This is a genomic window from Pseudomonas sp. UBA2684 (assembly GCA_002354655.1).
Classification (GTDB): domain Bacteria; phylum Pseudomonadota; class Gammaproteobacteria; order Pseudomonadales; family Pseudomonadaceae; genus Aquipseudomonas.
On record DELY01000034.1, the window covers coordinates 73,102 to 99,834 of the forward strand.

27 protein-coding genes and 1 tRNA gene are annotated in these 26,733 nt (G+C 63.0%); 15 read left to right on the top strand and 13 right to left on the bottom strand.

The window, feature by feature from the left end; genetic code table 11:
• Positions 1-21 precede the first annotated feature (21 nt).
• A complete protein-coding gene (locus tag B3M58_RS11335; protein WP_296219190.1) occupies positions 22-825 on the bottom strand; it encodes an MOSC domain-containing protein in 804 nt (267 codons plus the stop codon).
• Here B3M58_RS11335 and B3M58_RS11340 point away from each other — a divergent pair.
• Positions 824-1,309 (top strand): DUF1499 domain-containing protein, encoded by a 486-nt coding sequence (locus B3M58_RS11340; RefSeq protein ID WP_296219192.1) that lies wholly within the window; start codon positions 824-826, stop codon positions 1,307-1,309. The two genes, B3M58_RS11335 and B3M58_RS11340, sit on opposite strands and share 2 nt — an antisense overlap.
• Positions 1,310-1,483: 174 nt before the next feature.
• Here the strand turns inward: B3M58_RS11340 and B3M58_RS11345 are convergent, their stop codons facing one another.
• Positions 1,484-2,419 carry a chemotaxis protein CheV gene (locus B3M58_RS11345; RefSeq protein ID WP_296219194.1) on the bottom strand — a complete coding sequence of 312 codons (936 nt, stop codon included), beginning with the start codon at positions 2,417-2,419 and terminating at the stop codon, positions 1,484-1,486.
• A 147-nt stretch (positions 2,420-2,566) separates the two neighbouring features.
• Positions 2,567-3,463, bottom strand: a complete 897-nt coding sequence (gene yegS / locus B3M58_RS11350; protein WP_296219196.1) for a lipid kinase YegS — start codon at positions 3,461-3,463, stop codon at positions 2,567-2,569.
• Between the two features lie 257 nt (positions 3,464-3,720).
• On the opposite strand from yegS, the gene B3M58_RS11355 reads away from it, so the two are divergent.
• Positions 3,721-4,419 carry a pirin family protein gene (locus tag B3M58_RS11355; RefSeq protein ID WP_296219197.1) on the top strand — a complete coding sequence of 233 codons (699 nt, stop codon included), beginning with the start codon at positions 3,721-3,723 and terminating at the stop codon, positions 4,417-4,419.
• Positions 4,420-4,473: 54 nt separating this feature from the next.
• On the opposite strand, the gene B3M58_RS11360 is transcribed toward B3M58_RS11355, so the two are convergent.
• From B3M58_RS11360 to B3M58_RS11370, 3 genes are read right to left on the bottom strand one after another with little or no spacing between them, the layout of a single operon-like run.
• Positions 4,474-6,033, bottom strand: a complete 1,560-nt coding sequence (locus B3M58_RS11360) for an FGGY-family carbohydrate kinase (protein ID WP_296219198.1) — start codon at positions 6,031-6,033, stop codon at positions 4,474-4,476.
• A gap of 54 nt (positions 6,034-6,087) precedes the next feature.
• The gene (locus tag B3M58_RS11365) at positions 6,088-7,671 is read right to left on the bottom strand and encodes a glycerol-3-phosphate dehydrogenase/oxidase (protein ID WP_296219200.1); all 1,584 of its coding nucleotides are present in this window, start codon (positions 7,669-7,671) and stop codon (positions 6,088-6,090) included.
• A gap of 2 nt (positions 7,672-7,673) precedes the next feature.
• Positions 7,674-9,269 (bottom strand): FAD-binding oxidoreductase, encoded by a 1,596-nt coding sequence (locus B3M58_RS11370; RefSeq protein WP_296219201.1) that lies wholly within the window; start codon positions 9,267-9,269, stop codon positions 7,674-7,676.
• Positions 9,270-9,398: 129 nt separating this feature from the next.
• Between B3M58_RS11370 and B3M58_RS11375 the strand changes: the two genes are divergently transcribed.
• Positions 9,399-10,421 carry an AraC family transcriptional regulator gene (locus tag B3M58_RS11375; protein WP_296219202.1) on the top strand — a complete coding sequence of 341 codons (1,023 nt, stop codon included), beginning with the start codon at positions 9,399-9,401 and terminating at the stop codon, positions 10,419-10,421.
• A 77-nt stretch (positions 10,422-10,498) separates the two neighbouring features.
• Here the strand turns inward: B3M58_RS11375 and glp are convergent, their stop codons facing one another.
• Together glp and moaB are read right to left on the bottom strand one after the other, a co-directional pair.
• A complete protein-coding gene (glp, locus tag B3M58_RS11380) occupies positions 10,499-11,713 on the bottom strand; it encodes a gephyrin-like molybdotransferase Glp (protein ID WP_296219203.1) in 1,215 nt (404 codons plus the stop codon).
• Positions 11,710-12,249 (bottom strand): molybdenum cofactor biosynthesis protein B, encoded by a 540-nt coding sequence (moaB, locus tag B3M58_RS11385; protein WP_296219204.1) that lies wholly within the window; start codon positions 12,247-12,249, stop codon positions 11,710-11,712. The genes glp and moaB overlap by 4 nt, the downstream gene beginning before the upstream one ends.
• Before the next feature lie 68 nt (positions 12,250-12,317).
• On the opposite strand from moaB, the gene mobA reads away from it, so the two are divergent.
• The 3 genes from mobA (at position 12,318) to B3M58_RS11400 (ending at position 13,500) form a co-directional block, all read left to right on the top strand.
• Complete coding sequence (gene mobA, locus B3M58_RS11390; RefSeq protein WP_296219205.1) at positions 12,318-12,890, top strand: molybdenum cofactor guanylyltransferase MobA; 573 nt, start codon at positions 12,318-12,320, stop codon at positions 12,888-12,890.
• Between the two features lie 99 nt (positions 12,891-12,989).
• Entirely contained in the window at positions 12,990-13,211 is a 222-nt protein-coding gene (locus tag B3M58_RS11395) for a YgdI/YgdR family lipoprotein (protein ID WP_296219206.1), read from the top strand.
• Between the two features lie 212 nt (positions 13,212-13,423).
• Positions 13,424-13,500 (top strand) — tRNA-Pro (locus tag B3M58_RS11400).
• Between the two features lie 312 nt (positions 13,501-13,812).
• On the opposite strand, the gene B3M58_RS11405 is transcribed toward B3M58_RS11400, so the two are convergent.
• From B3M58_RS11405 to B3M58_RS11420, 4 genes are all read right to left on the bottom strand, one after another.
• Positions 13,813-14,697 (bottom strand): chemotaxis protein CheV, encoded by an 885-nt coding sequence (locus B3M58_RS11405; RefSeq protein ID WP_296219209.1) that lies wholly within the window; start codon positions 14,695-14,697, stop codon positions 13,813-13,815.
• Between the two features lie 109 nt (positions 14,698-14,806).
• Positions 14,807-15,043 carry a glutaredoxin family protein gene (locus B3M58_RS11410; protein WP_296219211.1) on the bottom strand — a complete coding sequence of 79 codons (237 nt, stop codon included), beginning with the start codon at positions 15,041-15,043 and terminating at the stop codon, positions 14,807-14,809.
• Positions 15,044-15,087: 44 nt separating this feature from the next.
• Positions 15,088-16,245 (bottom strand): DUF5610 domain-containing protein, encoded by a 1,158-nt coding sequence (locus B3M58_RS11415; protein ID WP_296219213.1) that lies wholly within the window; start codon positions 16,243-16,245, stop codon positions 15,088-15,090.
• Positions 16,246-16,423: 178 nt separating this feature from the next.
• Positions 16,424-16,981 (bottom strand): TetR/AcrR family transcriptional regulator, encoded by a 558-nt coding sequence (locus B3M58_RS11420; protein WP_296219215.1) that lies wholly within the window; start codon positions 16,979-16,981, stop codon positions 16,424-16,426.
• A gap of 147 nt (positions 16,982-17,128) precedes the next feature.
• On the opposite strand from B3M58_RS11420, the gene B3M58_RS11425 reads away from it, so the two are divergent.
• From B3M58_RS11425 to B3M58_RS11440, 4 genes are all read left to right on the top strand, one after another.
• Complete coding sequence (locus B3M58_RS11425) at positions 17,129-17,725, top strand: glutathione S-transferase family protein (RefSeq protein WP_296219217.1); 597 nt, start codon at positions 17,129-17,131, stop codon at positions 17,723-17,725.
• Positions 17,726-17,746: 21 nt separating this feature from the next.
• On the top strand, positions 17,747-18,676 hold the full coding sequence (locus B3M58_RS11430; RefSeq protein ID WP_296219219.1) for a pyridoxamine 5'-phosphate oxidase family protein: 930 nt from the start codon (positions 17,747-17,749) through the stop codon (positions 18,674-18,676).
• A 2-nt stretch (positions 18,677-18,678) separates the two neighbouring features.
• Entirely contained in the window at positions 18,679-19,545 is an 867-nt protein-coding gene (locus B3M58_RS11435; RefSeq protein ID WP_296219221.1) for an MBL fold metallo-hydrolase, read from the top strand.
• A gap of 135 nt (positions 19,546-19,680) precedes the next feature.
• Complete coding sequence (locus B3M58_RS11440; RefSeq protein WP_296219223.1) at positions 19,681-20,928, top strand: OprD family porin; 1,248 nt, start codon at positions 19,681-19,683, stop codon at positions 20,926-20,928.
• A gap of 283 nt (positions 20,929-21,211) precedes the next feature.
• Here B3M58_RS11440 and B3M58_RS11445 read toward each other — a convergent pair whose 3' ends face one another.
• A complete protein-coding gene (locus B3M58_RS11445; RefSeq protein ID WP_296219225.1) occupies positions 21,212-22,420 on the bottom strand; it encodes an ammonium transporter in 1,209 nt (402 codons plus the stop codon).
• Positions 22,421-22,806: 386 nt separating this feature from the next.
• Between B3M58_RS11445 and B3M58_RS11450 the strand changes: the two genes are divergently transcribed.
• The 5 genes from B3M58_RS11450 (at position 22,807) to B3M58_RS11470 (ending at position 26,630) form a co-directional block, all read left to right on the top strand.
• A complete protein-coding gene (locus B3M58_RS11450; RefSeq protein ID WP_296219227.1) occupies positions 22,807-23,124 on the top strand; it encodes a DUF883 family protein in 318 nt (105 codons plus the stop codon).
• Complete coding sequence (locus tag B3M58_RS11455; protein WP_296219229.1) at positions 23,124-23,519, top strand: phage holin family protein; 396 nt, start codon at positions 23,124-23,126, stop codon at positions 23,517-23,519. Before B3M58_RS11450 ends, B3M58_RS11455 begins: the two co-directional genes overlap by 1 nt.
• Positions 23,516-23,851 carry a hypothetical protein gene (locus B3M58_RS11460; protein ID WP_296219231.1) on the top strand — a complete coding sequence of 112 codons (336 nt, stop codon included), beginning with the start codon at positions 23,516-23,518 and terminating at the stop codon, positions 23,849-23,851. The genes B3M58_RS11455 and B3M58_RS11460 overlap by 4 nt, the downstream gene beginning before the upstream one ends.
• Positions 23,852-23,937: 86 nt before the next feature.
• Complete coding sequence (locus B3M58_RS11465; protein WP_296219233.1) at positions 23,938-25,101, top strand: EAL domain-containing protein; 1,164 nt, start codon at positions 23,938-23,940, stop codon at positions 25,099-25,101.
• 593 nt (positions 25,102-25,694) lie between these two features.
• Positions 25,695-26,630: a c-type cytochrome domain-containing protein gene (locus B3M58_RS11470; protein ID WP_296219235.1), complete on the top strand. Its 936-nt coding sequence runs from the start codon at positions 25,695-25,697 to the stop codon at positions 26,628-26,630.
• Positions 26,631-26,733: the final 103 nt, after the last annotated feature.

Below are 26,733 nucleotides of genomic sequence, written 5' to 3' on the forward strand. Positions count from 1 at the left end.
CACAGGCAGCCTCGTGCTGGCTTACTCCAGCACCTCCACCGACATGCCCACCTGCAGTCGGCCTGCCCCCTGGTTGATCAGGTTCTGACCAAAACAGACCTCGCCCTCGCGTTCGCGGTAGGTCTTCAGCGTGGTCAGCGGCTCACGGTCGGCGCTGCGCTCGCCGGTTTGTGGGTCGATGGTGGTGAGGATGCAGCGCGTGCAGCCTTTGGCGACGCGAAACTCCACACCGCCAATGCGAATCCGCCGCCAACTGTCCTCGGCATAGGGCGCGCTGCCGTCGATCACCAGATTGGGCCGGAAACGCAACATTTCCAGCGAGCGGCCCACCCGCGCCGACAAATCGTCGAGCGAGGCCTGGCCGATCAGCAGCACGGGAAAGCCGTCGGCAAACCCGACTTTTTCTTCCACGCTGAGGTTGCCTTGAATGAAACGCGCCCGCTCGGCGGGTACATGCACCAGGCGACAGGCTTTGCCGATGAAGCGGCTCAGCCAATCCGCCGCCTCGTCGCCCGCATCCGGCACATACAGGCTGTCGCTCCAGATGAAGGCCCCGCGCAACGCCGCGTCACCACCTGGTAACGACACATCCAGCGGCGGCATGCCCGTAACGCTCAGGGTCAAGCCACCGTCGGCATTCCAACGCGCCAGTAACTGGCTCATGTGCGGCAACGCGCGCTGAGTGAGAAAACGGCCATTCTGCGCATCGACTATCATCCAACGTCGATCACCGACCACACCCAGGGCATCCAGCTCGATTGCGTCGAGCGGCTCGGCAATAGCAGACTTGAGTGGATAACGGTACAACCCGGAGAGACGCAACATGAGCCTGTTTTCCATTTGGCAAAACGCCCTTATACGAGTAACCCGCCGCGCTCACAAGCCTGCGCTCGGCCTACCCCTGCTGATCCTGCTCGGCGCCTGTAGCGGCAGCCCGCCGGACAACCTGGGCGTGCGTGATGGCCGCCTGGCGCCCTGCCCCGACTCGCCCAACTGCGTCAGCAGCCAGGCCAGCGACAGTGACCACCAGATCGATCCGCTGCCGCTGAAAGGCAACCAGAGCCAGACCCAGGCGCTGCTGGTGCAAATGCTTGGAAACGAGCCGCGTGTGCGCCTGGTGCAGCAGGATGCGCACTACCTGCGTGCGGAATTCAGCAGTCAGGTCGTGCGCTTTGTCGATGATGTGGAGTTCTTGATTGGCGAACAGGCGGTCGATGTGCGTTCGGCCTCACGCCTGGGTTATGCGGATTTCGGGGTGAATCGCCAGCGCATCGAACACCTGCGCCAGCAGCTTAGTGAGCAACCTTAAAGGTTTGCCATGTCCCAATTACGTGCGGCATGAGAAGCCACGCTTTTGTGGGAGCGGGTTGATCCGCGAAAACCCTTGAAAACTTAAGATCTTTCGCGGCTAAAGCGGCTCCCACGAGGCGCTGGCCTGCAACGACAGTTAACGGTTTGCCACGGCGCCATCCGGCAGGCGCGATCAAGCGCCGGGCTTATCCAGCATCAAGCGCTCGCGGATCACGTCGACCAGCTTGTCCGGCTGAAATTTGGAGAGGAAGTTGTCGCAACCGACCTTCTTCACCATGGCGTCGTTGAAGCTGCCGGACAGCGAGGTATGCAGCACCACATACAGGTCTTTCAGCCGTGGGTCCTGGCGGATTTCCGTGGTCAGGCGATAGCCGTCCATTTCCGGCATTTCCGCATCGGTGAACACCATCAGCAGCTTGTCGGTCATCACCTCGCCGGCATCCGCCCACTTCTTCAGCATGTGCAAGCCTTTCAGGCCGTCGGTCGCCACATGCATCTTCAGGCCCAGCTGCGACAGGGTATCGCGCAACTGCGCCAGGGCCACGCTGGAGTCATCCACCAACAGCACTTCGCGCCCCCGGGCACGCTCCAATACCGGGTCGGTCAGACGGTCGCCGGATATCTTCGCGTTATACGGGACGATCTCGGCGAGCACCTTCTCCACATCGATGATTTCCACCAATTGCTCTTCGACCTTGGTGATCGCCGTCAGGTAATGCTGGCGCCCCGCGCCACCGGGTGGCGGCAGGATGGATTCCCAGGTGAGGTTGAGAATGCGGTCGACCCCGCCGACTAGAAAGGCCTGCACCGAGCGGTTGTACTCGGTGACGATGATGGTGCTGCGCTCATCCGGCACGATCGGACGCATGCCGATGGCCTGCGACAGGTCGATCACCGGCAAGGTCTGCCCGCGCAGATTGACCACCCCGCAGACGAAACGATGACGGTGCGGCATCAGCGTCAACTTGGGCATTTGCAGGACTTCCTGCACCTTGAACACGTTGATCGCGAACAGCTGCCGCCCGGCCAGGCGAAACATCAGGATTTCCAGACGGTTCTCGCCCACCAACTGGGTGCGTTGATCGACCGAGTCGAGAATGCCAGCCATTACGTACTCCTGATTATTTGTCGTTTCTAGCCACAGCAAGTTTATCGGCCGCATGTCGCGCAGCTGAAGCGGCTATGGCGCAGCGCCATCATGCCCGAGCCGCTGGCGCCCTACCAGCCAGAGCCGCCCTGCGGGCGTTGGCCTCACTCAGCTGCCGAGCAGCGGCGAAGCCATCGGCAAATGCACCTTCAACGCCCCGGGCCGGGCGCAAAAGCGCAGTTGCCGGCTTTCCATCGGTTCGCCATCCAGGTTCAGATCCAGCCCCTCCGGCGCCTCGATTTCCAGCCAGGGCAGACGCACGCTCAACGACACGCTTTCCAGCCCGTTGATCCCGCCGGAGAGCAAGGTGCCCAGGGTGCCGACCACATCCTGGGCGGCGGGAACGATGCACACATCCAGCAAACCGTCATCGACCAGCGCTTGCGGGCAGAGCAGATGGCCACCTCCCGCCTGCCGACCATTGCCAATGCCCAGCGCGAGAAAATCACCCTCCCAGAGAAAGTCGGGGCCACTGAAACGACCAAAAGCCGAGCGCACCTCGGCAAAACGCGTCAAGCCGGTGAGAAAATAGGCGGCGCCACCCAGCACGCGCTTCAGTTCCTCCGAGGTGTTGGCGGTGACGTTGGAGCCAAAACCGCCAGTGGCCATGTTGAGAAACAGCTGACCATCAACCTCACCCAGGTCGATCGAGCGGGCGGGAGTATCGAGCAACGCCAGAGCTTCCAGCGGATTGAGCGACACCCCTGCGGCATGCGCAAAGTCATTGGCGGTGCCGAGCGGTAACAGCGCCAGACTGGCATCGGTTTTCGCCAACGCCATGGCTTCGGCCACCTCGCGCAAGGTGCCATCGCCACCACCGGCAATCAGTATCGGGTAATCGTCCTGCAGGGCTTGCGCGACCAAGCGTTGCGCATCGCCAGCCTCCCAGGTCACCCGCACGGCCAACTCCCAGCCGTCTTCGCGGCGCGCAGTGACTGCCGCGCGCACGTCTTCATTCAGCGCTTGCTTACCGTGCAGGATCAACAACGCCTTACGTTCTTGCATGCCCTATCCCCTGAATAAGCAACGTAGCAAAGCTAGCTGACAACCAAGCTCTCGGTTTGTCCCCGCGGTGACACTGAGCCTAATCCTCCGGCGATTTTATTGCCCAGCGAATAGCGCCTCATTCAATCGAATTAATAGATAAGTAAACCGCATTATTTCGGATTTTTTATCATTACTTATTGATGGATCATGCACACCACGCTAACCGATAACGCCCGGCACTCCGCCAGAGCCGCATCGCCGACGAGGATACGCAGATGATCGAAGTACGCCCTTTTGAACAACTCGGTGGCGCCCAGCATGGCTGGCTGAACGCGCGCCATCACTTTTCCTTCGCCGATTACTACGACCCCAAGCGCATGAGCTGGGGCCAGCTGCGGGTCTGGAACGATGATGAAATCGCCGCGCACTCGGGTTTTCCGCCGCACCCGCACCACGACATGGAAATCATCACCTATGTGCGTCAGGGCGCGATCACCCACAAGGACAACCTGGGCAACCAGGGCCGCACCGAAGCCGGCGATGTACAGGTAATGAGCGCCGGCACCGGCATCGCCCACAGCGAGTACAACCTGGAAGATCAAACCACCACGATCTTTCAGATCTGGATCACCCCGGATCAATTCGACTCGCCACCGTCCTGGGGCGCCAAGCCGTTCCCCAAGGGTGAACGCGCCGGCACCTTCGTGACGCTCGCCAGCGGCAACCCGGACGATCACGATGCCCTGCCGATTCGCGTCAACGCGCGGTTGCTGGCAGCCACGCTGAACGCCGGACAGAGCGCCGAGTACACCCTGGGCAGCGGGCGCAAAGCCTATCTGGTGGGCGCCAGCGGCGTGTTCGAGGTCAACGGTGTCGCCGCCAAAGCGCGTGACGGCGTGGCGATAGCCGATACCGAGGTGATCCGCGTGACCGCCATCGAAGACAGCGAGATCGTGCTGGTCGATGTGGCCTGAGGCGGGACGACGTTGCCGCAACGGGCACATGACGTGTTGCGCCGCTAACCCATCCTACGCCGGGTAACCGGTGATCCGGCGGATCGCCTGGTACAGCGGCTTGAGCTGCTTGTACATGCGCTGATAGACCTCGCGGTACAGCTGCTCATAGATGCGCTGCGCCTCGGGGTTGGGCTGGAACACCTGGCCGACGCGGGTCATCGCCTTGATCGCCGTCGGAAAATCCGCATGCAGGCCCAACCCCACCGCGCAGTCGATGGCGGCGCCCAGGCCGGAGGTTTCGTAGACGTGCGGGCGCTCCGCCGGCAGGCCGAAGATATCGGCCGTCAGCTGCATCGCCGCATCGCTCTGCGAGCCGCCACCGGAGACGCGCAGGCGGGTAATTTTCGTCCCCGAACGCTGCTCGATCTTCTCCTTGCCCTGGCGCAGGGCATAGGCCAACCCTTCGAGAATCGCCCGATAGAGGTGCGCGCGGGTGTGCACATCGCCAAAGCCGATAATCGAGCCCTTGGCCTCCAAGCCCGGTTCGCGGATACCCGGCGACCAGTAGGGTTGCAGCATCAGGCCCATGGAGCCGGCCGGCACGCTGTTGACCAGTTCGTCGAACAACGCCTCGGGTTCGACGCCCAGCGCCTTGGCCCGCTGCATCTCGCGCAGGCCGAACTCCTGCTTGAACCAGCTGACCATCCAGAAGCCGCGGTAGATCATCACCTCGGTGTTGAAGTGATCGGGAATCGCTGCCGGATATGGCGGGATCAACGCAATGGTTTCCAGGTACGTGCGCCGCGTGGTGTTGATGGTCGCCGTGGTGCCGTAGGACAGGCAGGCCGTCTGCGGCTCCACCACGCCCGCGCCGAGCACCTCGCAGGCCTTGTCGGCACCGGCGGCGATCAGCGGCAGGCCCTCGGGAATACCGGTGTGGCGGCTGGCGGCGGCGCTGATGCGGCCCAATTGCTCGCCCGGTTTGTACAGGTCGGGCAGTTGCTCGCGGCGCACCGGCATCGACTGCCATTTCCAGTCGCTGCCCGCCGCCCACTTCAGGCGTTTGTAGTCAAACGGCAAGTAAGCCACGCAACAGGCCAGCGAATCGACGAAGCGGTCGCACAGACGGTGGGTGAGAAAGCCCGAAAGCAGCAGCACTTTGTGGGTCTGCGCCCAGATCTGCGGTTGCTGCTGGGCCACCCAATTGGCCTCGGCCTGGGCGCGAAAGTAATTCACCGTCGCCTCTTCGCCGATTAACTTGAACAACCAGCCCCACGGCCCCTTGATCTTGCCCTCGACCGCAGCCTGGCGCTGATCGAGCCAGAGGATTGCCGGCCGCAACGGTTTGCCCTGCTCATCGACGTTGATCACGGTGCCGCGCTGGGTGGTCAGCGACACGCCCTTGATCAGGCGGCGATCGATATCCACCTGCTGCCACAACAGACGACAGGCCTCGCCCAGGCTGGCCCAGTAATACTCCGGGTCTTGCTCGGCCCAGCCGGGTTGCGTGGAGTAATACGCCTGTAACTCCACCTTGCCCTTGCCGACCAGGTTGCCGTCTAGGTCGAATAGCAGCGCACGCACACTTTGCGTACCGTTATCGATGGCCAGCAGGTAGCTTTTCTCGCTCAAGGCGCAGTCCTTCTTGTTATTCGTCCAGTCAATGGGTTGAGCGTGCGATGCCCATCACGTCTCTGTCGGCAGGCTGTAGCAATCGCGCCACAGCTGCAGGTAGTCCCGTTCTTCTTGTTCCCAGCGCGCGTCGTCCCAGCCCAGCCGCGCCTGGCACAGCGCGCGGATGCGCGGCAGCTCGGCCCGCGCGCCGTCTGCCAGCAGCAGGCCTAGGCGCGTGCGGCGCAGCAGCAGGTCGTCCAGGTGCAACACCAATTCGTTCTGCGCCGCCCAGGCCAGCTCCACCCAGAGCGTGTGGGTGGCGGCGACGCGCTCGCTACCGAGCTCGTGCAACAGCGCCAGCACGCCCGGCAGCTCGCGACCGTGGCGGCCGATCAGGCGCTTCTGCTGATACGGGCTGAGGCTGGGCATCGGCGGCGGAGTGCCGGCACGGAAGATCGTGGCGCCCTGATCCTCCAGCGGCCGGCCGACAAAGCCGGCGCAGGCCTGCAACACCTCCAGGGCGAGCAGGCGAAAGGTGGTCAGTTTGCCGCCGGCCAAGGTTACGCAGCCGGGCTCGACCCACAGCGCATGTTCGCGTTTTTCATCCGAGGGCTTGCGGCTGTTGGCGCCATCGCTGACCACTGGGCGCACACCGGCCCAGGTCGACAGCACGTCACCGGCCTGCACTGCGGCGCTGGGGAACTGTTGGGCACAGGCGGCCAGCAGGTAATCCACTTCCTCGGCACTGATTCGCGCCTCCTGCTCCAGCGGGGCGCGGTGATCGAGGTCGGTGGTGCCCACCACCGTGGCGCCCTCCCAGGGGAAGACGAACACCGGGCGCTGATCCCGCGCATGCATAAAGCTGAACGCGTGCGCCACCGGCAGGCGCCAGGCAGGCAGCAGCAGATGGCTGCCACGCAGCGGGCGGATATGTTCGAGCCCGCTTTGCTGGCGCAGTTGATCGGCCCACACCCCGGTTGCCTGGGCCACGGCGCGGCCGCGAAAGGTGAAACGCCGACCGCTTTCGCGATCCTCGCCGAGCAACCCCACCACTCGCTCGCCTTCGCGCAGCAACTCGATGACCTGCACGCCATTGAGCGCTTCGCCACCGTCCGCCCGCGCTTCGCTGAGCACTCGCTGCACCAGCCGTGCATCGTCGGTCACCGCATCGAAAAACCGCGTACCGCCGAGCAAGCCGGCGTCCTTGAGCCCCGGCGCCAGATAGCGCAACTGTTGCAGCGGGTAGTAGAGGTGGTTGCGCTTGCCGGCCAGGGCGTCGTACACGGCGAGCAGACCGCCAAAGACTTTCGGCCCAGGAAAGCCGCCCTGGTAGTGCGGCATGACGAAACTCAGCGGCTCGACCAAGCCCGGCGCTTCCTGCAACAGGCGCTGGCGCTCGCGCACCGAGTCGCGGGTCAGCTTGAGCTGGCCCTTGGCGATATAGCGCAGGCCACCGTGGACCATCTTCGACGAGCGGCTGGAGGTGCCCCAGGCGAAGTCGCGCTGCTCCAACAGCAGGCAGGTCCAACCGCGCCGCGCCGCCTCACGCAGAATCCCGGCACCGCTGATACCGCCACCGACCACGATTAGGTCCCACTCGCGCGCGGCCAACTCGGGCAACGCGCGCTCGCGCCAGGCCGCGTTCCAGGCGTTCATCGTCACTGCCCGAGCAACACGCCGGGAGCCAGACGCTGCTCCGGGTCGAAGTGTGTGGACAAGGCCTTGAGCGCCGCCATGCCCAGCTCGCCCTTTTCCGCCGCCAGGTAAGGCGCGTGGTCGCGGCCAACGCCATGCTGATGGCTGATGGTGCCGCGGTTGTCGGCGATGGTCTGGCTGGCCTCGTGCTTGAGCCGGCGCCAGCGCGCCATGGCTGCTTCGTAGCTGTTACCGGGGCGGAACACGTAGGTGGTGTAGATGCTCGACCCCTCGCCGTAGACATGCGACAGGTGGGTGAACACATGCACCGGCTCACCCTCGGCGGCCAAGCTATCGCGCAGACTGGCTTCAACTTTGTTCAGCAGGTTGTCGACGTTGCTCCAGTCGGTGGCGGTCTCCAGGGTGTCCACCGCATAGCCGGCGGCCCACAGGCCATGGCGCAGGTAGGGGAAGCGGAAGCGGTTCTCCGCCCATTTCTTGCCCAGCAAGGTGCCGGTAAACACCCCACCAAAGCCCTTCAGCAGGCGTTTGGCTTGCTTCAGCGAAGCGGCGTTCTGCGCCCGGTTGCCGGTAACGCCGAAGGTCAGCATGCATTTGCCGTCGCCAGCGCCGCGCAGGGTCAGGTATTTCTCCAGCCAGGCGATCTGTTGCGGGTGACCGGCCAGGGCCAATTGGGTACGGGTTTCGATGGCGTTCGACAGGCGCAGCATCGACAGCGGCACGCGCGCCTGGGCCAATTGGCGAATCGCGGCCAAGGCCTGCTGCCAGTTGGGCATGAATACCGCGTAGAAGTTTTCCTGCTCGGCCAGGCGCGTAATGCGCACCTTGACCTCGGAAATGATGCCGAAGCGCCCTTCCGAGCCCATCATCACTTCGCGCAAGTCAGGGCCGGCGGCAGAGGCTGGGAAGCTCGGAATGTCCAGAGTCCCGGCGAAGGTCTCGACCTTGCCACCGGCAAACAGCTGCTCGATGCGCCCGTAGCGCAGCGACTGCTGGCCACTGGAGCGGCTGGCAACCCAGCCGCCAAGGGTCGACAGCTCCCAGGATTGCGGAAAGTGACCGAGGGTGTAGCCACGGGCGCGCAGCTGGCTTTCCACCTGCGGGCCATTGGCGCCGGGACCGAAGGTGGCGATCAGGCTGTCGTCGTCGACCTCGAGCAGCGCGCTCATGTGCGCCAGCGACAGCGTCAGCACAGGTCTGTCGCTGGCCTGCGGGTTGATGTGCCCTGCCACCGAGGTGCCGCCGCCGTAGGGAATCAGGATCACATCGTGTTGCACGGCCCAGGCCAGCAATTCGCGGATCTGCGCCGCCGTTTGTGGCAAGGCGACGCCATCGGGGAACACGCCAAACTCGCCGGAGCGCATCGCCAGCCAGTCCGGCAGGCTCTGCCCGCGGGCATGCCGCACGCGCACCTCGGCATCCTGCGACACCAGCGGGTGCACCGGCAGACGCGATGCCGGCACCTGGCTCAACACCTGGTCGAGGCTGGCATCGGCGAGCACCTGACCGGGGCCGATCAATTCGGCGAGAAACGCCTCGCCATGCACCGGCAATTCCACCACGGTCGCTTCATCGCCCCAGCCATTCCAACGTCGCATGTGCCTCTCCCCCTGGATATTCCGATCGTCCGCATTGGCTGCCTATACTAGCCAGCCACGCTCAGGCGTCACTGTCGTATCAGGACAGGCGAAATCACCAATCAAGCCACCCAAAATAAGAAAACAGCCATGGATAACCTCGGCTACACCTCGGTTCCCGCCCTGCTCAAGTACCTGCGCCACGCCGAGCACCTGGGCCTGGATCTGAGCCAAGCCCTGCAGGTTGCTGGAATCAGCGCCGAAGAATTGGCCGACAACGGCAAGCGTATCCCCAGTGAAGTACACGAACGCCTGTTGCAACACCTGATAGCGGTCTCCGCCGATCCGCTGTTCGGCCTGCACTCCGCGCGCTTCGTGCAGCCCGGCTCGTGGAGCGTGCTCGGCTACATCACCATGAACTGCGCTACGCTCGGCGAAGCCATGAGCCGCATCGTGCCGTATGAAAAATTGGTCGGCGACATGGGTGTCAGCCGGGTCGAAGCCTGCGCCGATCACGTCAAGATGATCTGGACCTGCCGTCACCAGGCCCGCGAAATTCGTCGGCATATGGTGGAGAACGTGCTGGCCTCCTGGCTGCTGTACGCCCGCTGGATCGCCGATATGCAGCGCTCGCCAGAGGAAGTCTGGTTCGAGCATGCACAACCGGCTGGCGTGGACATCGGCCAATACACGGCGGTGTTCGGCTGCCCGATCCGCTTCGAACAACCCTGCAACGCCTTGATCGTACCGCTGGCCTACCTCGGCGTGCCGTTGCGCCAAGCGGATGCCAACCTGTTGCGCACCCTGGAGGAGCACGCCCTGACCCTGATAGCCGGGCTAGACGGCGATGAGGCGCTGCCATTGCGGGTGAAAAACGCCCTGCGCCTGCTGCTCAAAGACGGCTTGCCGCGCAAGGAGCGGGTGGCGGAGAAATTCAACATAACCGTGCGCACCCTGCAGCGTCACCTGCAACAGGCCGGCACAAGCTACCAGCAGATTCTCGACGAACTGCGCCAGGAACTCGCCGAACACTACCTGCTGCGCAGCGACCTGGCGATTCAGGACATCGCCAGTTACCTGGGCTTCACCGAGTCGCGCTCCTTCCACCGCAGCTTCAAGGGCTGGACCGGGCAGACGCCAGGCGAATTCCGCGAAAGCCAACGCAAACCGTAGGATGGGTTAGCCGCAAAGCGGCGTAACCCATCGATGGCCAGATGGGTATCGCTGTGCTCAAGCCATCCTACGCGGCGCTAACCGAGGATTTCGCTCAAGGGGATAAAGCGCAGGCTGTCGCCCTCGTTCAAGGTCGTGCCTTCCAGCACTTCGGCAATGCCTTCGGCCCAGGCAGCACTGCGCAATACCCCGGAGCTCTGGTTCGGATACGGCACCACGCGGCCATGTTCCAGGCGCGCGCGCAAGTATTCACGGCGATTGCCCGGCTTGCTCCAGGTGAAACCGGCCGGCATCGCAAAGCCCAGCGGCTCGACTCGCTGCACGCCCAAACGGCGCAACAGATAAGGCCGCGCCAGCAGGCCGAAGGTCACCAGGGTCGACGCCGGATTACCCGGCAGACCAATCACCGGCACGCCGCGAAACTGTCCGCAGGTCAGCGGTTTTCCAGGTTTGATCGCCAGTTTCCAAAGTGCCAGCTCGCCTTCATCGCGCAGCGCTACACCGAGAAAATCCGCCTCGCCCACCGACACCCCGCCAGTGGAGAGAATCAGATCTACCGCGCTCAATGCGCCCAGTGCCGCACGGGTCAGCTCGAGGTCGTCGGCAAGAATGCCGCCATCCACCACCTCGCACCCCAAACGCTGCAACCAGGCGATCAACAGGCGGCGGTTGCTGTTGTAGATCTGCCCCGGCCCAAGCGGCAAACCGGGCTCGACCAGCTCATCGCCGGTGGACAGCACCGCCACCCGCGGGCGCCGCCGCACCGTCAATTGCGCCGCCCCTAACGAGGCGGCCAGGCCCAGCTCGATTGGCCCCAAGCGCGTGCCAGCCGCCAGCACGTTATCGCCGCGACGGGTTTCCTGGCCTTGCGGGCGCACGTTCTGGCTGAGCCTCAAGGGCTGCGTAAATGTCACCCGCTCATCGGCCGTCAGCACCGCGTTTTCCTGCATTTCCACCGTATCGGCGCCCGCCGGCAGCGGCGCCCCGGTGAAGATCCGCGCACAGGTGCCCGGTTGCAGCGGCGCAGGCGCGCTACCGGCCTGAATCCGCTGGCTGACCGTCAACGGCTGGCCCGTCCAATCCGCCAAACGCAACGCGTAACCATCCATAGCGCTGTTCGCCCAGGGCGGCAGATCCAGCCCGGCGATCAAGGGCTCGGCCAATACCCGGCCATTGGCCGCGGCCAAGGCCACGCTCTCGGTCTCGCGGATGGCCGTGGCCTCGGCCAATAGCATCAGCCGCGCCAGCGCAGCCTCGACCGGCATCAGGCCGGGATGGTCACAGCCGCTCACCCACGGCTCTCGCAGGCATGCGCCTGTTTCAAGTGCGGGACAAAGTTGCACGGGCGATGACGGGCATCCAATTGCTCGCCGAGGATGCCATCCCAAGCCGTGCGGCACGCATTGGTCGAGCCCGGCAGGCAGCACACCAGGGTGCCGTTGGCCAAGCCCGCGAGGGCGCGCGATTGAATGGTCGAGGTGCCGATATCGGCCACGGAAATCTGCCGGAACAGCTCGCCGAAACCATCCACCTGCTTGTCCAACAAACAGGCCACGGCCTCCGGCGTACTGTCGCGGCCGGTGAAACCGGTGCCGCCAGTGATCAGCACGACCTGCACCCGCTCGTCGGCGATCCAGGTGGCGACCTGGGCGCGAATCTTGTACAGATCGTCTTTCAGCAACACCCGCTCGGCGAGGCTGTGACCAGCGGCTTGCAAGCGGTCGATAAACAGCTGACCAGAGGTATCGGTGGCTTCAGTACGGGTATCGCTGACAGTCAAAACAGCGATATTCAGTGGCACGAATAGCGCCTCGGCCGTGTGCTTCATGGCAGGCTTCCAGTTGTCGGACAGAATGCCCGATGTTATATCACAGCACCGCCTTTGGAGGCTCTGCCATGCCGGTTGTCCCCACCCTTCCGCGCTGCTCCGTGTTGCTCTTGTCCGGTGGCCGCGGGCAGCGTATGGGCGGTCGCGACAAAGGCCTGCTCGACTGGCATGGCCGCCCACTGATCAGTTGGCTGCATGAGCTGGTGCGACCGCTGAGCGACGACCTTATCATCTCCTGCAACCGCAACGCCGAGCAGTATGCCCCCTTCGCCGACCGCTTGGTGCAAGACGACGACACGGACTTTCAAGGCCCGCTGGCCGGTATTCGGGCAGGCCTGCAGATCGCCCGACACCCGCAGTTGTTGGTTCTGCCCTGCGATGCGCCCTTGCTCGATCGCCCCCTGCTCGAAGCCCTGCTGAGCAAGTCTGGTATGCAGCCGGTGGTGGTGCGTCAAGGCGAATACTGGGAGCCGCTGTTCAGCGTGATCCCCAAAGCCCTCGGCGCCGCGCTCGAAGAAGCCTGGCAGGCCGGCGAGCGCAGCCCGCAACGCTGGTTACGCGGGCTCACCCCCACAGCCCTCGAGTGCCCAGCCAACGACCCACGCCTGGCCAACCTGAACACACCGGAACTGCTGGTGTAGTGCCGTATTCCAGCGGTTGAACGCATATCGCGGAACTTGGCTACGCAATCCCCGTCTGAGGCTGGGTAACCACTTCGTATCAATCAAGGAGACACCCCCATGACTCAACGGACTATCCCCGCCTTCCTGCTAGCCCTGGGCCTGGCCACGCTGGCGGGCTGCGCATCGCCCTCGGTGATCACCTTGAACGATGGCCGTGAGATCCAAACCGTGGATCAGCCGGAGTATGACGACGACTCAGGTTTCTACGAATTCGAACAACTCGATGGCAAGCGCGCCAAGGTCAACAAGGATCAAGTGCGCACCGTCAAAGAGCTGTAACAGGCCGTCGAACACCGAGACGAGCACGACTGCTCCCTCGGTGTTTTCAACGATTCGAACGCTCGCTGCACACCGGCGCCCCACCTCGCGCCATGCGTAACGCCTGATTGCAGCCGACCACCGCAGAGCACTCGTCAAGTCGCTGCATCGGCTGAAAAATTTCAGCCTAACCCCTTGTGCAGCAAAACTTTTTCAGTACAATTCGGCTTATTCGGAGTGTAGCGCAGCTTGGTAGCGCGTCTCGTTCGGGACGAGAAGGTCGCAGGTTCGAATCCTGTCTCTCCGACCAAATCCCAGTTTAAAATTGCTTCACGCAATGCCATCAAACACCGACAAAAAATCCCGCCAGTGCGGGATTTTTTGTGGCCGCTGTAAAAAGCGCTGTGCCCGTTGAATGTTGATGCAGCCCGCCGCCTCGTGGGAATGGCTTGGGCCGCGAAAAATATTCATTTTTCGACGATTTTTGCAGATAAACCCCACACAAACGCGTGACGTCTCAATGGGAAGATAGCCCTGTAGACCCCCTTCGCTCGCTAAAAACCGCAGCCTACAAAGCGCATGCGGTTTTTAGCGGCCTGGCGCATCACCCTCACGCCGCTAGCTAGCTCAGGTTTTGAAAAGCCCGCAACATGGCTTTGCTCAGGTCGACGGTGGAGAACTTGGTGAGCACGTCGTTGGCGCCGACTGAACGGGCCTTTTCGGTGTTCATGGTGCTGTCCAGCGAGGTATGCAGAAGCACGTAGGTCTGGCCGATGCCCGCGCTGCGGCGGATTTCACGCACCAGGTTATAGCCGTCCATCTCCGGCATTTCGATGTCCGAGACCAACACCTCGATCGGCAACCCATCGGCATGCTGCGATTGCAGCAACTCCAGCGCGCTGGCGGCACTTCGCACCGCCTGACAGTCCAGGTCGAGCTTGCGCAGGGTGATCAAGGTTTGCTGCAAAGCCACGTGCGAGTCGTCCACCACCAACACGCGGCGGCCGCTGAGCAGCTTGCGCTCGGCTTCCGACAGCAACGGCGCATGCACATCGTCGGGATGCACGGGAGCGATCTCATGCAGCACCTTCTCGATGTCGAGAATCTGCACGATGGCCCCATCGATCTGCGTCACCCCGGTGATGAAGGCTTTCGCGCCAGCACCAGCAGGTGGCGGGCGGACATCGCGGGTCGAGCACTGGACAATGCGCTCCACACTTTGCACGTGCAGGCCCTGACGCGAGCGGCTCAGCTCGGTGACGATCAGGCAACCGTCCTGACTGTCGCTGCTGCCCCGCTCACCGATGGCGCGCGCCAGATCGATCACCGTTAACGCGGCCCCGCGCAGAGTCGCAACACCACGTACGTGGGGGTGTCGATTGGGCAATTTGGTCAATGTCGGGCACGGAATGATTTCATTGACCTTGAGCAGGTTGATGCCCAGCAACCTGCCGCTATGCAAGCGGAACAACAACAGCGATAACGCATCCCCCAGCGCCACACCCATCGATAACTCCCCTTTTCGAACTGATGAAAAATGCTGCAGCGAAGCCTAACAGCTGAACCGTAGCCTTCCGATAAAAACTGCCGCACCCAGCCAGCAGCGGGTGAGCGGTTCAGCGTAAAAACGTTACCACCTGATCGGCGTCGAACGGCCAATTCAGCTCGGCGCCGGTGTCACAACGGCGCAGCACAGGAATGCGCAGTGCATACTGCTCGACCCACTCTGCGTGGTCGGCGATGTCGACCAACTCGACCAACAAACCGTGTTCGACAAAAGGCATCAGCAGCGCTTCAGCCACCTCGCATAAATGACAGCCGAGGGTGCCGAGGAGTTGGCATTCGGGGAGCATGTGCATGCCTCCATAAACAACGAGGCATGCAGTCTAGCATTGCCTCAGGAGGCGGCGGGCGACGCCGTGTCGCTGCTCGGCAGCGTAGGCTCAAGCAGACCTTGCAGGCCATCGAGCAAGCGGCTGTTGAGTTGCTCGGCCTTATCCAATCGCTTGGTATCGAAGCGTTCGTCCATGGCGAAACCGCCCTTGAGCAACTCCAGCAAACTGCCTTGGCTATCCTTGGCTACGTCGTTGGCGCTGCGCAGTGCATCGAGTAACCCCTGGGCATAGTCGATCAACGCACTGTTGACCGCACTGGCCGCCTGGCCGCCCTGTTCGGCCACCGCGCTATAGGCATCGGTGGCTTGACGCACGCTGGTTTGCGTCAGCCGCAGGGACATCGAGGCCAACTGCTCGCCGTCGAGCTCCAGCGCCATGGCGCGGTCAAAAGCGCCCGCCAGGTCACCGGCATAGAACTTGTCGGAGAGGTCCTGCACCTGGCCGAACAGCTTCTCCAGTGCGGCACGCTCTTCGTCGTCCAATTCGCCCTCGACACTCACCTGCCAACCGCCGATTTGCAGGCTGCCGGATTGGCTGCTGGCGATCACGGCACTGCCATTAGCCGTGCTCGCCGCGGCAACACTGGTTTGCGACCAGTTGGCCGAGGCCTGCGCAACGGAGATACGCAGGCGATCGCCATCGCGGGTGGTAATTGCCATGTCGAAGGTTTCCGCCACCGCAGCAAACCGCTCGCTGTAGGCCGCGACTGCGCTGCTGCCAGTGGTTGATGCCGGCGCGGCGCCAAAGCGTTTGTCGAGATCGGAGAAGCCATCCTGGATGCGCTGGTAGGTGTCGTCGATATCCTCGGCCACCTTGCCTTGCAGCACGCCCATGCCATCGAGAATTTTGCGCGCTTCGGCAAAGCCTTTTTCCACACCATCGCGGGCCTGGGTCAACAGCTTTTGCAGCTTGGCCGGATCGGCGCCAGCTGCTGCTTCGCTTTGCAGACGTTGCTCGATAAAGCCCAACACCCGCCCGGCGACTTTCTCCGGGGTGAAGTCGTCACGCTTACCACTCAGGGCACCCGGTTCCAGCCCGAGGCGTTCGGCCAAGCGGTTGGACAGCGCGTTCTGCGCATCCGCAGCAGTGCGCACGGCAGGCAGGTTATTCAGCTGCGGGGAGCGAGAGGCAGAAGAAAACAGCGGGGCCAGAGCGTTCATGACAAGGTACCAAGGCGAGATATCTACTCGGTTGGCGGCCATCGCCGATAAAACTTTAGCCCGACCAGCATGCCGACTGACCGACGGTATCGCAGATAACCAAGAAGCCTGACTGGTCGCCCGCTACTCCCAGGGCTGCAAACCTCGCTGATCGGCGCAGCCCTCGCCGCCCGGCCGCTCAGATCCCGGCGGCAGCCAATAACCGATCGGCGGCAGCCTTGGCTTGCAACGCTTGCTCGGCCGGGCCATAGAGGTGCGCCATGCTCATCGCGCCCTCGAAGAGGAACTGCAACTGCGCCGCCAGTTGCTCCGCTTGCACCGCACCCAGCGCCAGCAGCGCCGCATGGAAATGGCTCAAGACGAAGCGTTTGTGCTCGGCCGCCTGTCGATGGATCGGGTTGCTGCGGTCATGAAACTCCGCGGCGGCATGCAGGAACAGACAACCGCAGAAACCGGTCTCGCCCAGCCACAGGTGCAGCCCGTCATAAGCCCGCAGAATCGCCTCACGCGGCGCCAGGCCATCCAACGCCTGCCGCATGCGCTGGCTAATCTGCTCGTGCTGCATCTGCAAGGCCGCGAGAATCAACTCGTCCTTGGACTTGAAGTGCTTGTACAGGGTCATCTTCGCCACCCCGGACTCCGCCAAGATGCGGTCGATGCCCGTGCTGTGATACCCCTCGCGATAAAACAGCGCTAGCGCCGTGCTGAGCAGCTGATCGCGTTTGCTCGATGCCATATGGAACCTCCGGAAGCGGCCATTATGCGCAAGCAGCAGCGCCGGCCGAAAGCCGCATGTCATGCGAGTTGTAGAATCGCCGCTTGAAATATACAGACCTGTCTGTCTAATATCCAGTTCACCACCACTTGCAACTGGAGCTCCCCCATGCAGCTATACGACCTGAACCTGTCCGGTAACTGCTACAAAGTTCGCCTGTTTCTCAGCCTGATCGGCCAACAGGCCGAACTCACAACCGTGAACCTGCACGCCGGCGAGCACCAGCAGGCGGACTTTCTAGCCATCAACCCACGCGGCCAGGTGCCTGCACTGGTCGATGGCGAGCTGCACCTCGGCGACTCCCAGGCCATTCTGGTTTACCTGGCCCGCCGTTACGCCAACGACGCCTGGTATCCGCAGGATGCGGTCCAACAAGGACGGATTGCCGGCTGGCTGAGTTTCGCCGCCAACGAGGTCCAGCACGGCCCCGGCAGTGCTCGCCTGGGCAAGTTGTTCGGCGTACCGATCGATCAACTCGCCGTGCAGAAAAAAGCCACTGCAACGCTGCAACTCCTCGACACGCAGCTGGGTAATCACACGTGGCTAGCACAAGGCAGCCAGCCGAGCATCGCCGACATTGCGGTCTACCCCTACGTGGCGTTGGCCGGTGACGGCGGCATCGATCTGGCGCCCTATGCTCAGCTCAATGCCTGGTTTGCACGGATTCGTGCGCTGCCCGGCTATATCGACATGCCGGGGCTGTAACAGGCCTCCAGGAGTTGCACGATGAACAGCCCATTCCACCCCGGCGAACAGACCATCCAGAGTCGCCTCGGCGTCCGCGACAAACTCGAAGACATCGGCCGTCGGGTCATTCGGCCTTACATGCCCGAGCAACACCGTAGGTTCTTCGCCCAACAGCCCTGGTTGCTCACCGGCAGCCTGGCGGCTGACGGCCAGCCGCATGCCTCGCTGCTCTACGCCGCGCCTGGCTTTGCCCACTCGCCCGAGCCCAGCCACCTACGCATCGACGCCCGGCCAGATGCCGATGATCCGCTGCTCGCGCACCTGCATACCGGCGCGTCGCTGGGCTTACTCGGCCTGGAACTCCCGACCCGCCGCCGCAACCGGCTCAACGGCGAAATCAGTCAGGCGGACGCCAGCGGTTTTACCCTGCAAGTCCGGCAATCGTTCGGCAACTGCCCGAAATACATCCAGGCCCGTACATGGCAGGCACGCCCCCGCCAACCGGGGCCGAGCGCGCACGGCACAGGGCTGGACCCGCGCTGGCTGAACCTGGCCCAAGGCGCCGACACCTTGTTTATCGCCAGCCATAACGCCGATCCGCACAGCGGCGGCGTGGATATCTCGCACCGTGGCGGACCGTCGGGGTTTCTCGCCCTGGGCGCTGACGGTCGACTCTGGCTGCCGGATTACAGCGGCAACCTGATGTTCAACACCCTCGGCAATCTGCTGCTGGACCCGCGCTGCGGCCTGCTGCTGATCGACTTCGACAGCGGCGACCTGTTGCACCTGGCGGCGCGTGCCGAGCTGTATTGGCCCGAGCAACTGACGGCGCTGCAACACCCGCTGGCGGCGGGCGCCGAACGCATGCTCGCCTTTACCCCCGGTGCCTGGCTGCTACGTCAGGCCCGCTTGCCGCTGGCATTCGGCGAGGCGCAACCCTCACCCTTCTTACCGCCATCAGGAGCCTAACCATGCGCCCATTGAATAAGCTGCTGTGGGTGTTGCTTGCGCTTGTCAGCCTGACCAGCGAGGCCGCCGGCTTGCGCTTCAGTCTGGTAAAAACCGCTGAAACCAAAACCCTCGACGCCTTCACCGTAGCGGGCGGCAAGTGGACGCAAACCGCAGTCGCCAGCCACATGGCGGTGCTGATCGAGCACCATGCCGCAACGCTGCTATTCGACACCTCGCTGGGTCGCCAGGTGGACAACCAATTTGCCAGCGAAATGCCCTGGTACGACAAACCGCTGCTGCAATACGGCGCAGTACACCCAGTGCGCGACCAGCTCGACCGAGATGGCATTCGCATTGATCGCATCCTGCTGTCGCACGCCCACTGGGACCACGCCTCAGGCCTGGCCGACTTCCCTGAAGTTCCGGTCTGGGCGCCTTACGCAGAGATCGAGTTCAGCCAGATCGCCGGCCCACCGGCGATCCTCCCCAGCCAGTTCAAGCACGGCGTCAACTGGGTGCCTTACGGCTTTGCGCCGCAACCTTTTATGGGTTTCAGCGAAAGTCACGACCTGTTCGGCGACGGCAGCCTGGTGTTGGTGCCGCTGAGCGGCCACACGCCGGGCTCGGTCGGGCTGTTTATCAGCCTCGACGATGGGCGGCGTTTCTTCTTCACCGGCGATGCCAGCTGGCGCCTGGAGGGCTTCACCGGGCCCCGGGAAAAATTCTGGATCAGCCGGCGCATGGTCGACGACAACCGCGCGGCCACCCGTGCTGTTTTGCAGCATGTGCATCAACTGCTCCAGCGCGAACCGACCCTCATGGTGATCCCGGCGCATGACGCCAAGGTCCATGAGCGGCTTGGCTTTTACCCAATCTGGACTCAGTAGTCACGCCTAAGCCATTGAAATTTAAGCGTGCCGACTAAAGTCTAAAGGCTTCCCAGCGTGGCACATGCTTTATTCCACAGCGCCGTAATAGGTCGGTGACAAGCCGGCCTGCACACAAACGAGGAGACAACAATAATGAGTAAGACTCCCCTCGCCCGCGCCGTGGCCCTTGCCACGCTGGGCGTCAGCCTCACCCTTCCCGCCGTAGCCCATGCCGAATTTATCAAGGACAGTAAAGCCAGCCTGGATCTGCGCAACTTTTACATGAGCCGCGACTTTCGCGACCGGCCAGCATCCGGACAATCCAAAGCCGAGGAATGGGCGCAAGGCTTTATGTTCAAAGCCGAATCCGGCTTTACCGAGGGCACCGTGGGCTTTGGCCTGGATGCCTACGCCGCGCTGGGTGTGAAACTCGACTCGGCGGACGAGCGCGCAGGCACTGCGCTGCTGCCGAATGCCTTCGGCAACGAAGGCCCCGGCGAGTACTCGGAAGCCACCGCCACCGCCAAGGTCAAACTGTCGAAGACCGTTGCCAAAGTCGGCGGCCTGATGCCCAAACTGCCTATCGTTGCCTCTGGCGACTTGCGCCTGCTGCCGCAGATCTATACCGGCGGCATGATCACCTCGCAGGAAATTGATGGCCTGACGCTCAATGGCGGCCAGTTGCGCGAAGTGAACTTCCGTAATTCCACCGACAGCCAGGACATTCGCGCGACCAACGTGAGCGGCGAAAGCGATCGCTACAACTTCGGTGGCGGCGACTTCAAATTCAACGGCGGCAACACCAGCGTCGGCCTGTGGTACGGCGAACTGGAAGACATCTACGACCAGAAGCTTTACAACCTGATCCATGTGCAGCCGATTGGCGACTGGAAGCTCGGCGCCAACCTCGCCTACTTCGACTCGCAGGACAACGGCAAGCGACTGGGCGGCAAGCTCGACAACGACCTCACCTCGGTAAACCTGTGGGCCGGCCTGGGTGCACACACCTTCCGCCTCGGCTATCAGGAAGTCGGCGGCGACAACGCCTTCCCCTTCCTCAACGAAACCGACCCGTACATCGTCAACTACCTGCAAATTCTCGACTTCACCCGTGCAGACGAGAAATCCTGGCAGGCACGCTACGACATCAACTTCGCCACCTACGGCGTACCCGGCCTGACGGCCTTCGTCCGCTACGTGACCGGTGATGAATTTACCGGTGTCGGCGGCCGCGACGGTAAGGAATGGGAGCGCGACCTGGACATCAGTTACACCATCCAGCAAGGCCCGCTGAAAAACCTCGGCCTGCGCTGGCGTAACGCGATGGTGCGCTCCAATGCCAGCACCGGCGACCTCGACGAAAACCGCCTGATCGTGTCCTACAGCATCCCGCTGCTGTAAAGCGACGCGCGAAAAAAAGCCCGCCAAATGGCGGGCTTCTTTTTGGGCGCTACCCCAGCCAGGTGTTGCATGGCTTTGCCGCGCGTTTGCGCGGCTGCAGTCCAATGCCCTGGCGCATACCTAGCAGGTTGGCGTTGAGCGGAGCGAAGCCCAACAACCTGGGGCAAAGTCGTTGGGCTGCGTCGCATTGCTCATCAGGCATGCGCCCGATCTATGGTTTATCGCCCTTGCAACACGCGATGGGCACACATTAGGCCATCGCCTTTTGCCGCCAGGGAGAGACTCAGTCCTGGCTGATCGAGCCGATCTTGTGCACCGACAGGTCGGCACCGTAGTACTCCTCTTCCTGGCTCAGGCGAATGCCGACCAGTGCTTTCAGCACGCCGTACACCAGGAAGCCGCCAATCAGCGCCACCAACACGCCCAACGCAGTGCCAATCACCTGGCTGGCCAGGCTGACGCCGCCCAAACCGCCGAGCATCTCCTGACCGAAGATGCCACAAGCGATACCGCCCCAGACGCCGCACAGACCATGCAACGGCCACACGCCGAGCACATCGTCGATCTTCCACTTGACCTGGGTAGCGGTGAACGCCCACACGAACAGTGCCCCGGCAATCGCACCGGTCACCAGCGCGCCGACCGGGTGCATCAAGTCAGAACCGGCGCACACCGCCACCAGCCCCGCCAACGGACCGTTGTGCAGGAAGCCCGGGTCATTACGCCCCACCAGCAATGCCGCCACGGTACCGCCGACCATCGCCATCAAGGTATTGACCGCCACCAGGCCACTGACGCTGCCGAGGGTTTGTGCGCTCATGACGTTGAAACCAAACCAGCCGATGATCAGAATCCACGAGCCGAGCGCGAGGAACGGAATGTTCGACGGTGCGAAGGCCACCAGGCGACCGTCACGGTAGCGACCATCGCGCCGACCCAACAGGATCACCGCGCCGAACGCCAGCCAGCCACCCATCGCATGCACCACCACCGAACCGGCGAAGTCATGGAACGCGGCACCGAACTGCGCCTCCAGCCAGCCTTGCACGCCGTAGTTGCCGTTCCAGATCATGCCTTCGAAGAACGGATAGACGAAGGCCACAATCAGCACCGTGGCGCACAACTGCGGACCAAACCGCGCGCGCTCGGCGATGCCACCGGAGATGATCGCCGGAATGGCCGCCGCGAAGGTCAGCAGGAAGAAGAACTTCACCAGGGCGTAACCATTGCCCTCGGTGAGCACGCTGGCCGGCTCGAGAAAGGTCACGCCATAGGCGATCCAGTAGCCTATAAAGAAGTAGGCCAGCGCCGATACGGCGAAGTCGGAGATGATCTTCGACAAGGCGTTGACCTGATTTTTCTGGCGTACCGTGCCCACCTCAAGAAAGGCAAAGCCGGCGTGCATGGCCAGCACCATCACGGCGCCGAGCAGGATAAACAAGGTATTGGAGCCGTGAATCAGGGTCTCCACAGCACTGTTGATGTTTTCCATCAGCGAAGAAAACTCCGTCGTCGGGGAAAAAGCACCAAAGCGGATCACTCCAGATCAATCACGCACCAGTTAGCAGCACGCAAACCGACCCACTCCACTCAGTGCACGCCTGGACAGCCCCAAAATGGTTCCGACCAAAATTGCGTACAAGGCACTTAATCTATATTTATTAATGGCTTATATATGCACCACGGCATCCTGGCCAACCTTCGAAAAGCCCCATAAAAGAGCGCTTTATCAAAGGCGCGCACCAACGCAATGCAAGCGCTGTACCAGCGTCTCATGTTAGGCGCACCAAACCTGACGTATTAGCCGGGCAATGGAACCCATCCCCCCAGCGGCACTCGAAGTCCTTACACTGACTGCCCCACGCAAGGAGAGACGTGATGCCTCGTAAAAGCGCTAATACATCCAGCCAGGATGCCCTACTCGACGAGTTCCAAGCCCTGGTGCGCGACACCGAGAAGCTCCTGCAACACTCCGCCAGCCTGGCCGGTGAACAAGCCGAAGAACTGCGCGAGCAGATTCGCAGCAGCCTCGGCCGCGCCCGCACCACCTTGCACAACGCCGAAGACTCCCTGCGCGAACGCGGTAAGGCCGCGGTAGACGCTACCGAAGGTTATGTGCAGACCCACCCATGGCAAAGCCTCGGCATCGCCGCCGGCATCGGTTTATTGCTGGGTATGTTGATCACGCGGCGCTGATGAGAGACGACATGGACGCCACGCCACCCACCGCCCCCAGCCGCGGCCCTTCGCCGCGGCGCTTTGCCGGCGCCCTGCTTGGCCTGCTGCACGGCCATGTCGCGCTGTTCGGCGAAGAGCTGAAAGAACAGCAACACAACGCCCTGAGCCTGTTCGTGCTGACCAGCTTGAGCCTGCTGTTCGGTCTACTGCTGGTGATCGGCTTATCCGCCGCATTGCTGATCAGTTTCTGGGACAGCCACCGGCTGAGCGTGATCATCGCGCTGTGTGCCGCCTATGCCCTGGGCTTACTGGTTTGCCTGGTAAGTTTGCTGAAACGCATCCGCACCGCGCCAGCACCGTTCAGCGCCAGCCTCGAAGAACTGGCCCGCGACCGCGAGCAACTGCTGCCATGAACCTACCGGAATTACCTGCCAAAGCCTCGCGCAGCGAATTGCGCAAAGCCATGTTGCGCCTGCGCCTGGAGATGCATCGCCAGGAACTGCGCCACGAAACCCTGGTGATGTTGCAGCCGCTGCGCCAGGCGCAATACTTCAGCAGCCATTGGCGTGAAGAGTTGCACAACAGCAACGCACCACTTTGGGTCGCCGGCGGCGCGTTAATGCTGGCCACGTTCGGCATCCGCCGCGGCAACTGGCGGCGCTGGCTGCGTATCGCCCTGATCGCCTTCCCGTTGCTCAGGCGCCATCCCCCCAAGCGCCCGAACAACGAGCCAACTGCGCCATAAACGGGCAACTGGCCACAATCTTGCTTAGCTGAACGATACGCCGCATCTCGCGGCGTTTTGCTGCTTATCAGCTAAGGAAGTGTTCGGTGCTCGACGGTCAACCGCTCGCCGTCTTTCAACCTTTTATCGATACCGCCACCGGCCTGATCGCCGGAGTGGAAGCCCTCGCCCGCCTGCGCGGCGCCGATGGTCAACTGCGCTCGGCCGGGCCTTTGTTCAGCGACCCGAAGACCCCGCCCGCCGCCTTGCGTCGCCTCGACCGCCAGGTACGCGAACAGGCCTTGGCACGGTTCCATACGGCACCGGCGGACTGGTTTCTCAGCCTGAATATTTCGCCGCGCTGGATCAGCCGACTGCGCCCCGAGCAGCCCTTGCCCAGTCTGAAACAGCTGCAACGCAGCGGGATCGACCCCCAGCGTATCGTCTTCGAAATCACCGAATTGGGCGGTGCCAGCCAACGCCTGCCAGGCGTGGTGGCGCGTTATCGCGAAGCCGGCGCGCGCATCGCCATCGATGACTTCGGCGCCGGCTATTCGCAACTCGACCGCGTGCTGGCCTTGCAGCCGGATATTCTCAAGCTCGACATGCGCCTGTTCCAGGAGGCCGCGCGTGGCGGCCCCAGCGGTGAAGTGGTGAAAGCGCTGGCGCAAATGGCCGAGAAAACCGGTTGCTGGATCATCGCCGAAGGCGTGGAAACCGAAGCCGAACTGGACTTCGCCCTGGAGTGTGGCGCGCGTTACGTGCAGGGTTATCTGTTCGCCAAACCCGAACTGGAGTTCTTTCACAGCAACGCGTTCGTCAAACGTTTCGCGCAATTGCGCGACCGCTATGTGCAACACAAGCTCGCCGAACGTGCGCGGCTGATGACCTTGCGCCAACAACTCAACGACCTGATGAACAGCCTCAAAGGCTGGGCCGAAACAGATGCCACACCCGACAGCCTGCCCGCACCGCATGCTTACCCCTGGCTGTTGCGCGTTTACCAGTGCGACCGCCATGGCACCCAACTCACCCCCAACCTGGAATGGCGCGAACACACCTGGCAGGTCGACTCGCGCTACGTCGGGCATAACTGGTCATGGCGCCCGTACTTCTATCAACTGCTTGCCGAGGGCTGGGAAGAGCGCCGCCTGATTTTGTCCAGCACTTACCGCGATGCCACCAGCAACCAGTACTGCCTGACCGCCGGACAATTCATCGACAACGGCCGCCGCCTGCTGCTGGTGGATATCGACGCCGCAGGCCTGTAGAGACGCAGGCAAGCAGAGCTTTTCCGCCAGCCAGCAAAGCTCTGTACCCGTTAAAGCTTGCGCAGATTCTGGAGGGTGGGTTAATGGCGCTGAGGCGGGCTGGCAAAGCGACTGCGCAATGGCTGCACCACGTCACCCACCCAGGGTTAATCGGCCAAGCCTCTCTGCTGGGTTACGGCGCAACGGACGATGCAGCAGCCGATAGTCGGTGATCATGCGCCTAACCCACCCTACGCATACCCCGTTCCAGGCCCTCCTACCCAGCCCGCGCACGGCGCCTGTGTGCGGATGTAGCCCGGCGGAATCTGGCGCAACGCAGCGAAGCGACATAACTGCCGAGGCTGGCCCGCCGGGCGAACGTGTCGGTCAAAAGCGCAGCATACGAACCGTATATGAGTATTTTGATGGGGCGCCTAGCTGGGGGCGCCTAGAGGCACGCCTCAGGGGCGCGCCTAGCCGGTGGCGCCCAAAACGGAGGCACCTAGCCTGAGCTCGCATGCGAGGCTGACTCCCACGCGCATAGCCGAGCGCAGTAGTTTTTCAACGGCCAGCTAGGCTTAAGGAGCTGAAACGCTACTGAGGCTTGGCTCGTCATGCCTGTCCATCCCCGCCACACACTGACGATTTACCTGTTGCCCGCCCTGCTCGCACACGCAGCGGCCACGGCCGCCGAACCCACGTATAGCGATATCCTGCCCATTCTGCAGAGCCGCTGCGTGTTCTGTCATAGCGGACAATTACCCCCGCAGGATTTACACCTCGACAGCCTGGAGCACCTGCTCGCCGGTAGCCAGAACGGAGCTATCGTGCAGGCCGGCGACCCCGCCGGCAGCGAACTGATCAAACGCCTGAAAGGCATCAGCCAACCGCGTATGCCGATGAGCGGACCGCCGTACCTCAGCGATGCGCAGATCGATCTGTTCGAGCGCTGGATCGCCAACGGCCTCAAGCCCGGCGACGCCATACCCGCGCAGGAGCCGGCAGGGTTCAGCCCGGCGCCCTCGCCACAACCCGGTGCGGCGGTGAACTACAGCCATGTTGCGGCCATCTTCGCCCGCCGCTGCGTCACCTGCCACTCGCAGCCCGGAATCCTGGGCGCGCCACCGGAGGGTTATGTGCTGTCGTCCTACGCGACGACGCTGGCCACGGATGAACGCGCCCGGGTCGTACCTGGCTCGGCGGAGGCCAGCGAATTGGTCCGCCGCATTCGCGGACAAGCGCGACCACGCATGCCTTATGACGGCCCGCCGTTTCTCGATGATGCGGAAATTGCCCTGATCGTCGACTGGATCGAGCAAGGCGCACGCGATGCGCAAGGCATACCCGCGCGGATTGCCCACGCAAGCAAGGTACGTCTACATGGCACCTTGGCGGCGGGAGGTGCGGGCTGGCAATTGGATGGGCTGCCGCTTGAGATCAACGCGGCCACGCGTGTCGATGACTCGCCACAGCCCGGCGACTACGTACAAGTGCGCGGCCGCCTGCGGCCCGACGGCAGCCTCGCCGTCGAGCGCATCAGAGCACGCTGAAGCCCGCCTGAACGGCGCAAAAGGAGAGCTGCTCAAGCGCTTGCGCGGCACACCAGCCAGCCGCTAAAAACCCACCCGGCTGGCGCATGCGCGCCAGCCGGGG

What these genes read in the sequence shown, in the direction of transcription:
- B3M58_RS11415 (WP_296219213.1), bottom strand. Translation starts at nt 16,245, where the DNA reads ATGAACGCTCTGGCCCCGCTGTTTTCTTCTGCCTCTCGCTCCCCGCAG.
- B3M58_RS11430 (WP_296219219.1), top strand. Translation starts at nt 17,747, where the DNA reads ATGAACAGCCCATTCCACCCCGGCGAACAGACCATCCAGAGTCGCCTC.
- B3M58_RS11410 (WP_296219211.1), bottom strand. Translation starts at nt 15,043, where the DNA reads ATGCTCCCCGAATGCCAACTCCTCGGCACCCTCGGCTGTCATTTATGC.
- B3M58_RS11340 (WP_296219192.1), top strand. Translation starts at nt 824, where the DNA reads ATGAGCCTGTTTTCCATTTGGCAAAACGCCCTTATACGAGTAACCCGC.
- mobA (WP_296219205.1), top strand. Translation starts at nt 12,318, where the DNA reads ATGCCGGTTGTCCCCACCCTTCCGCGCTGCTCCGTGTTGCTCTTGTCC.
- B3M58_RS11445 (WP_296219225.1), bottom strand. Translation starts at nt 22,420, where the DNA reads ATGGAAAACATCAACAGTGCTGTGGAGACCCTGATTCACGGCTCCAAT.
- B3M58_RS11435 (WP_296219221.1), top strand. Translation starts at nt 18,679, where the DNA reads ATGCGCCCATTGAATAAGCTGCTGTGGGTGTTGCTTGCGCTTGTCAGC.
- B3M58_RS11450 (WP_296219227.1), top strand. Translation starts at nt 22,807, where the DNA reads ATGCCTCGTAAAAGCGCTAATACATCCAGCCAGGATGCCCTACTCGAC.
- B3M58_RS11425 (WP_296219217.1), top strand. Translation starts at nt 17,129, where the DNA reads ATGCAGCTATACGACCTGAACCTGTCCGGTAACTGCTACAAAGTTCGC.
- B3M58_RS11470 (WP_296219235.1), top strand. Translation starts at nt 25,695, where the DNA reads ATGCCTGTCCATCCCCGCCACACACTGACGATTTACCTGTTGCCCGCC.
- B3M58_RS11460 (WP_296219231.1), top strand. Translation starts at nt 23,516, where the DNA reads ATGAACCTACCGGAATTACCTGCCAAAGCCTCGCGCAGCGAATTGCGC.
- B3M58_RS11355 (WP_296219197.1), top strand. Translation starts at nt 3,721, where the DNA reads ATGATCGAAGTACGCCCTTTTGAACAACTCGGTGGCGCCCAGCATGGC.
- yegS (WP_296219196.1), bottom strand. Translation starts at nt 3,463, where the DNA reads ATGCAAGAACGTAAGGCGTTGTTGATCCTGCACGGTAAGCAAGCGCTG.
- B3M58_RS11365 (WP_296219200.1), bottom strand. Translation starts at nt 7,671, where the DNA reads ATGAACGCCTGGAACGCGGCCTGGCGCGAGCGCGCGTTGCCCGAGTTG.
- B3M58_RS11335 (WP_296219190.1), bottom strand. Translation starts at nt 825, where the DNA reads ATGTTGCGTCTCTCCGGGTTGTACCGTTATCCACTCAAGTCTGCTATT.
- B3M58_RS11395 (WP_296219206.1), top strand. Translation starts at nt 12,990, where the DNA reads ATGACTCAACGGACTATCCCCGCCTTCCTGCTAGCCCTGGGCCTGGCC.
- B3M58_RS11420 (WP_296219215.1), bottom strand. Translation starts at nt 16,981, where the DNA reads ATGGCATCGAGCAAACGCGATCAGCTGCTCAGCACGGCGCTAGCGCTG.
- B3M58_RS11455 (WP_296219229.1), top strand. Translation starts at nt 23,124, where the DNA reads ATGAGAGACGACATGGACGCCACGCCACCCACCGCCCCCAGCCGCGGC.
- B3M58_RS11440 (WP_296219223.1), top strand. Translation starts at nt 19,681, where the DNA reads ATGAGTAAGACTCCCCTCGCCCGCGCCGTGGCCCTTGCCACGCTGGGC.
- B3M58_RS11375 (WP_296219202.1), top strand. Translation starts at nt 9,399, where the DNA reads ATGGATAACCTCGGCTACACCTCGGTTCCCGCCCTGCTCAAGTACCTG.
- B3M58_RS11405 (WP_296219209.1), bottom strand. Translation starts at nt 14,697, where the DNA reads ATGGGTGTGGCGCTGGGGGATGCGTTATCGCTGTTGTTGTTCCGCTTG.
- B3M58_RS11370 (WP_296219201.1), bottom strand. Translation starts at nt 9,269, where the DNA reads ATGCGACGTTGGAATGGCTGGGGCGATGAAGCGACCGTGGTGGAATTG.
- moaB (WP_296219204.1), bottom strand. Translation starts at nt 12,249, where the DNA reads ATGAAGCACACGGCCGAGGCGCTATTCGTGCCACTGAATATCGCTGTT.
- B3M58_RS11345 (WP_296219194.1), bottom strand. Translation starts at nt 2,419, where the DNA reads ATGGCTGGCATTCTCGACTCGGTCGATCAACGCACCCAGTTGGTGGGC.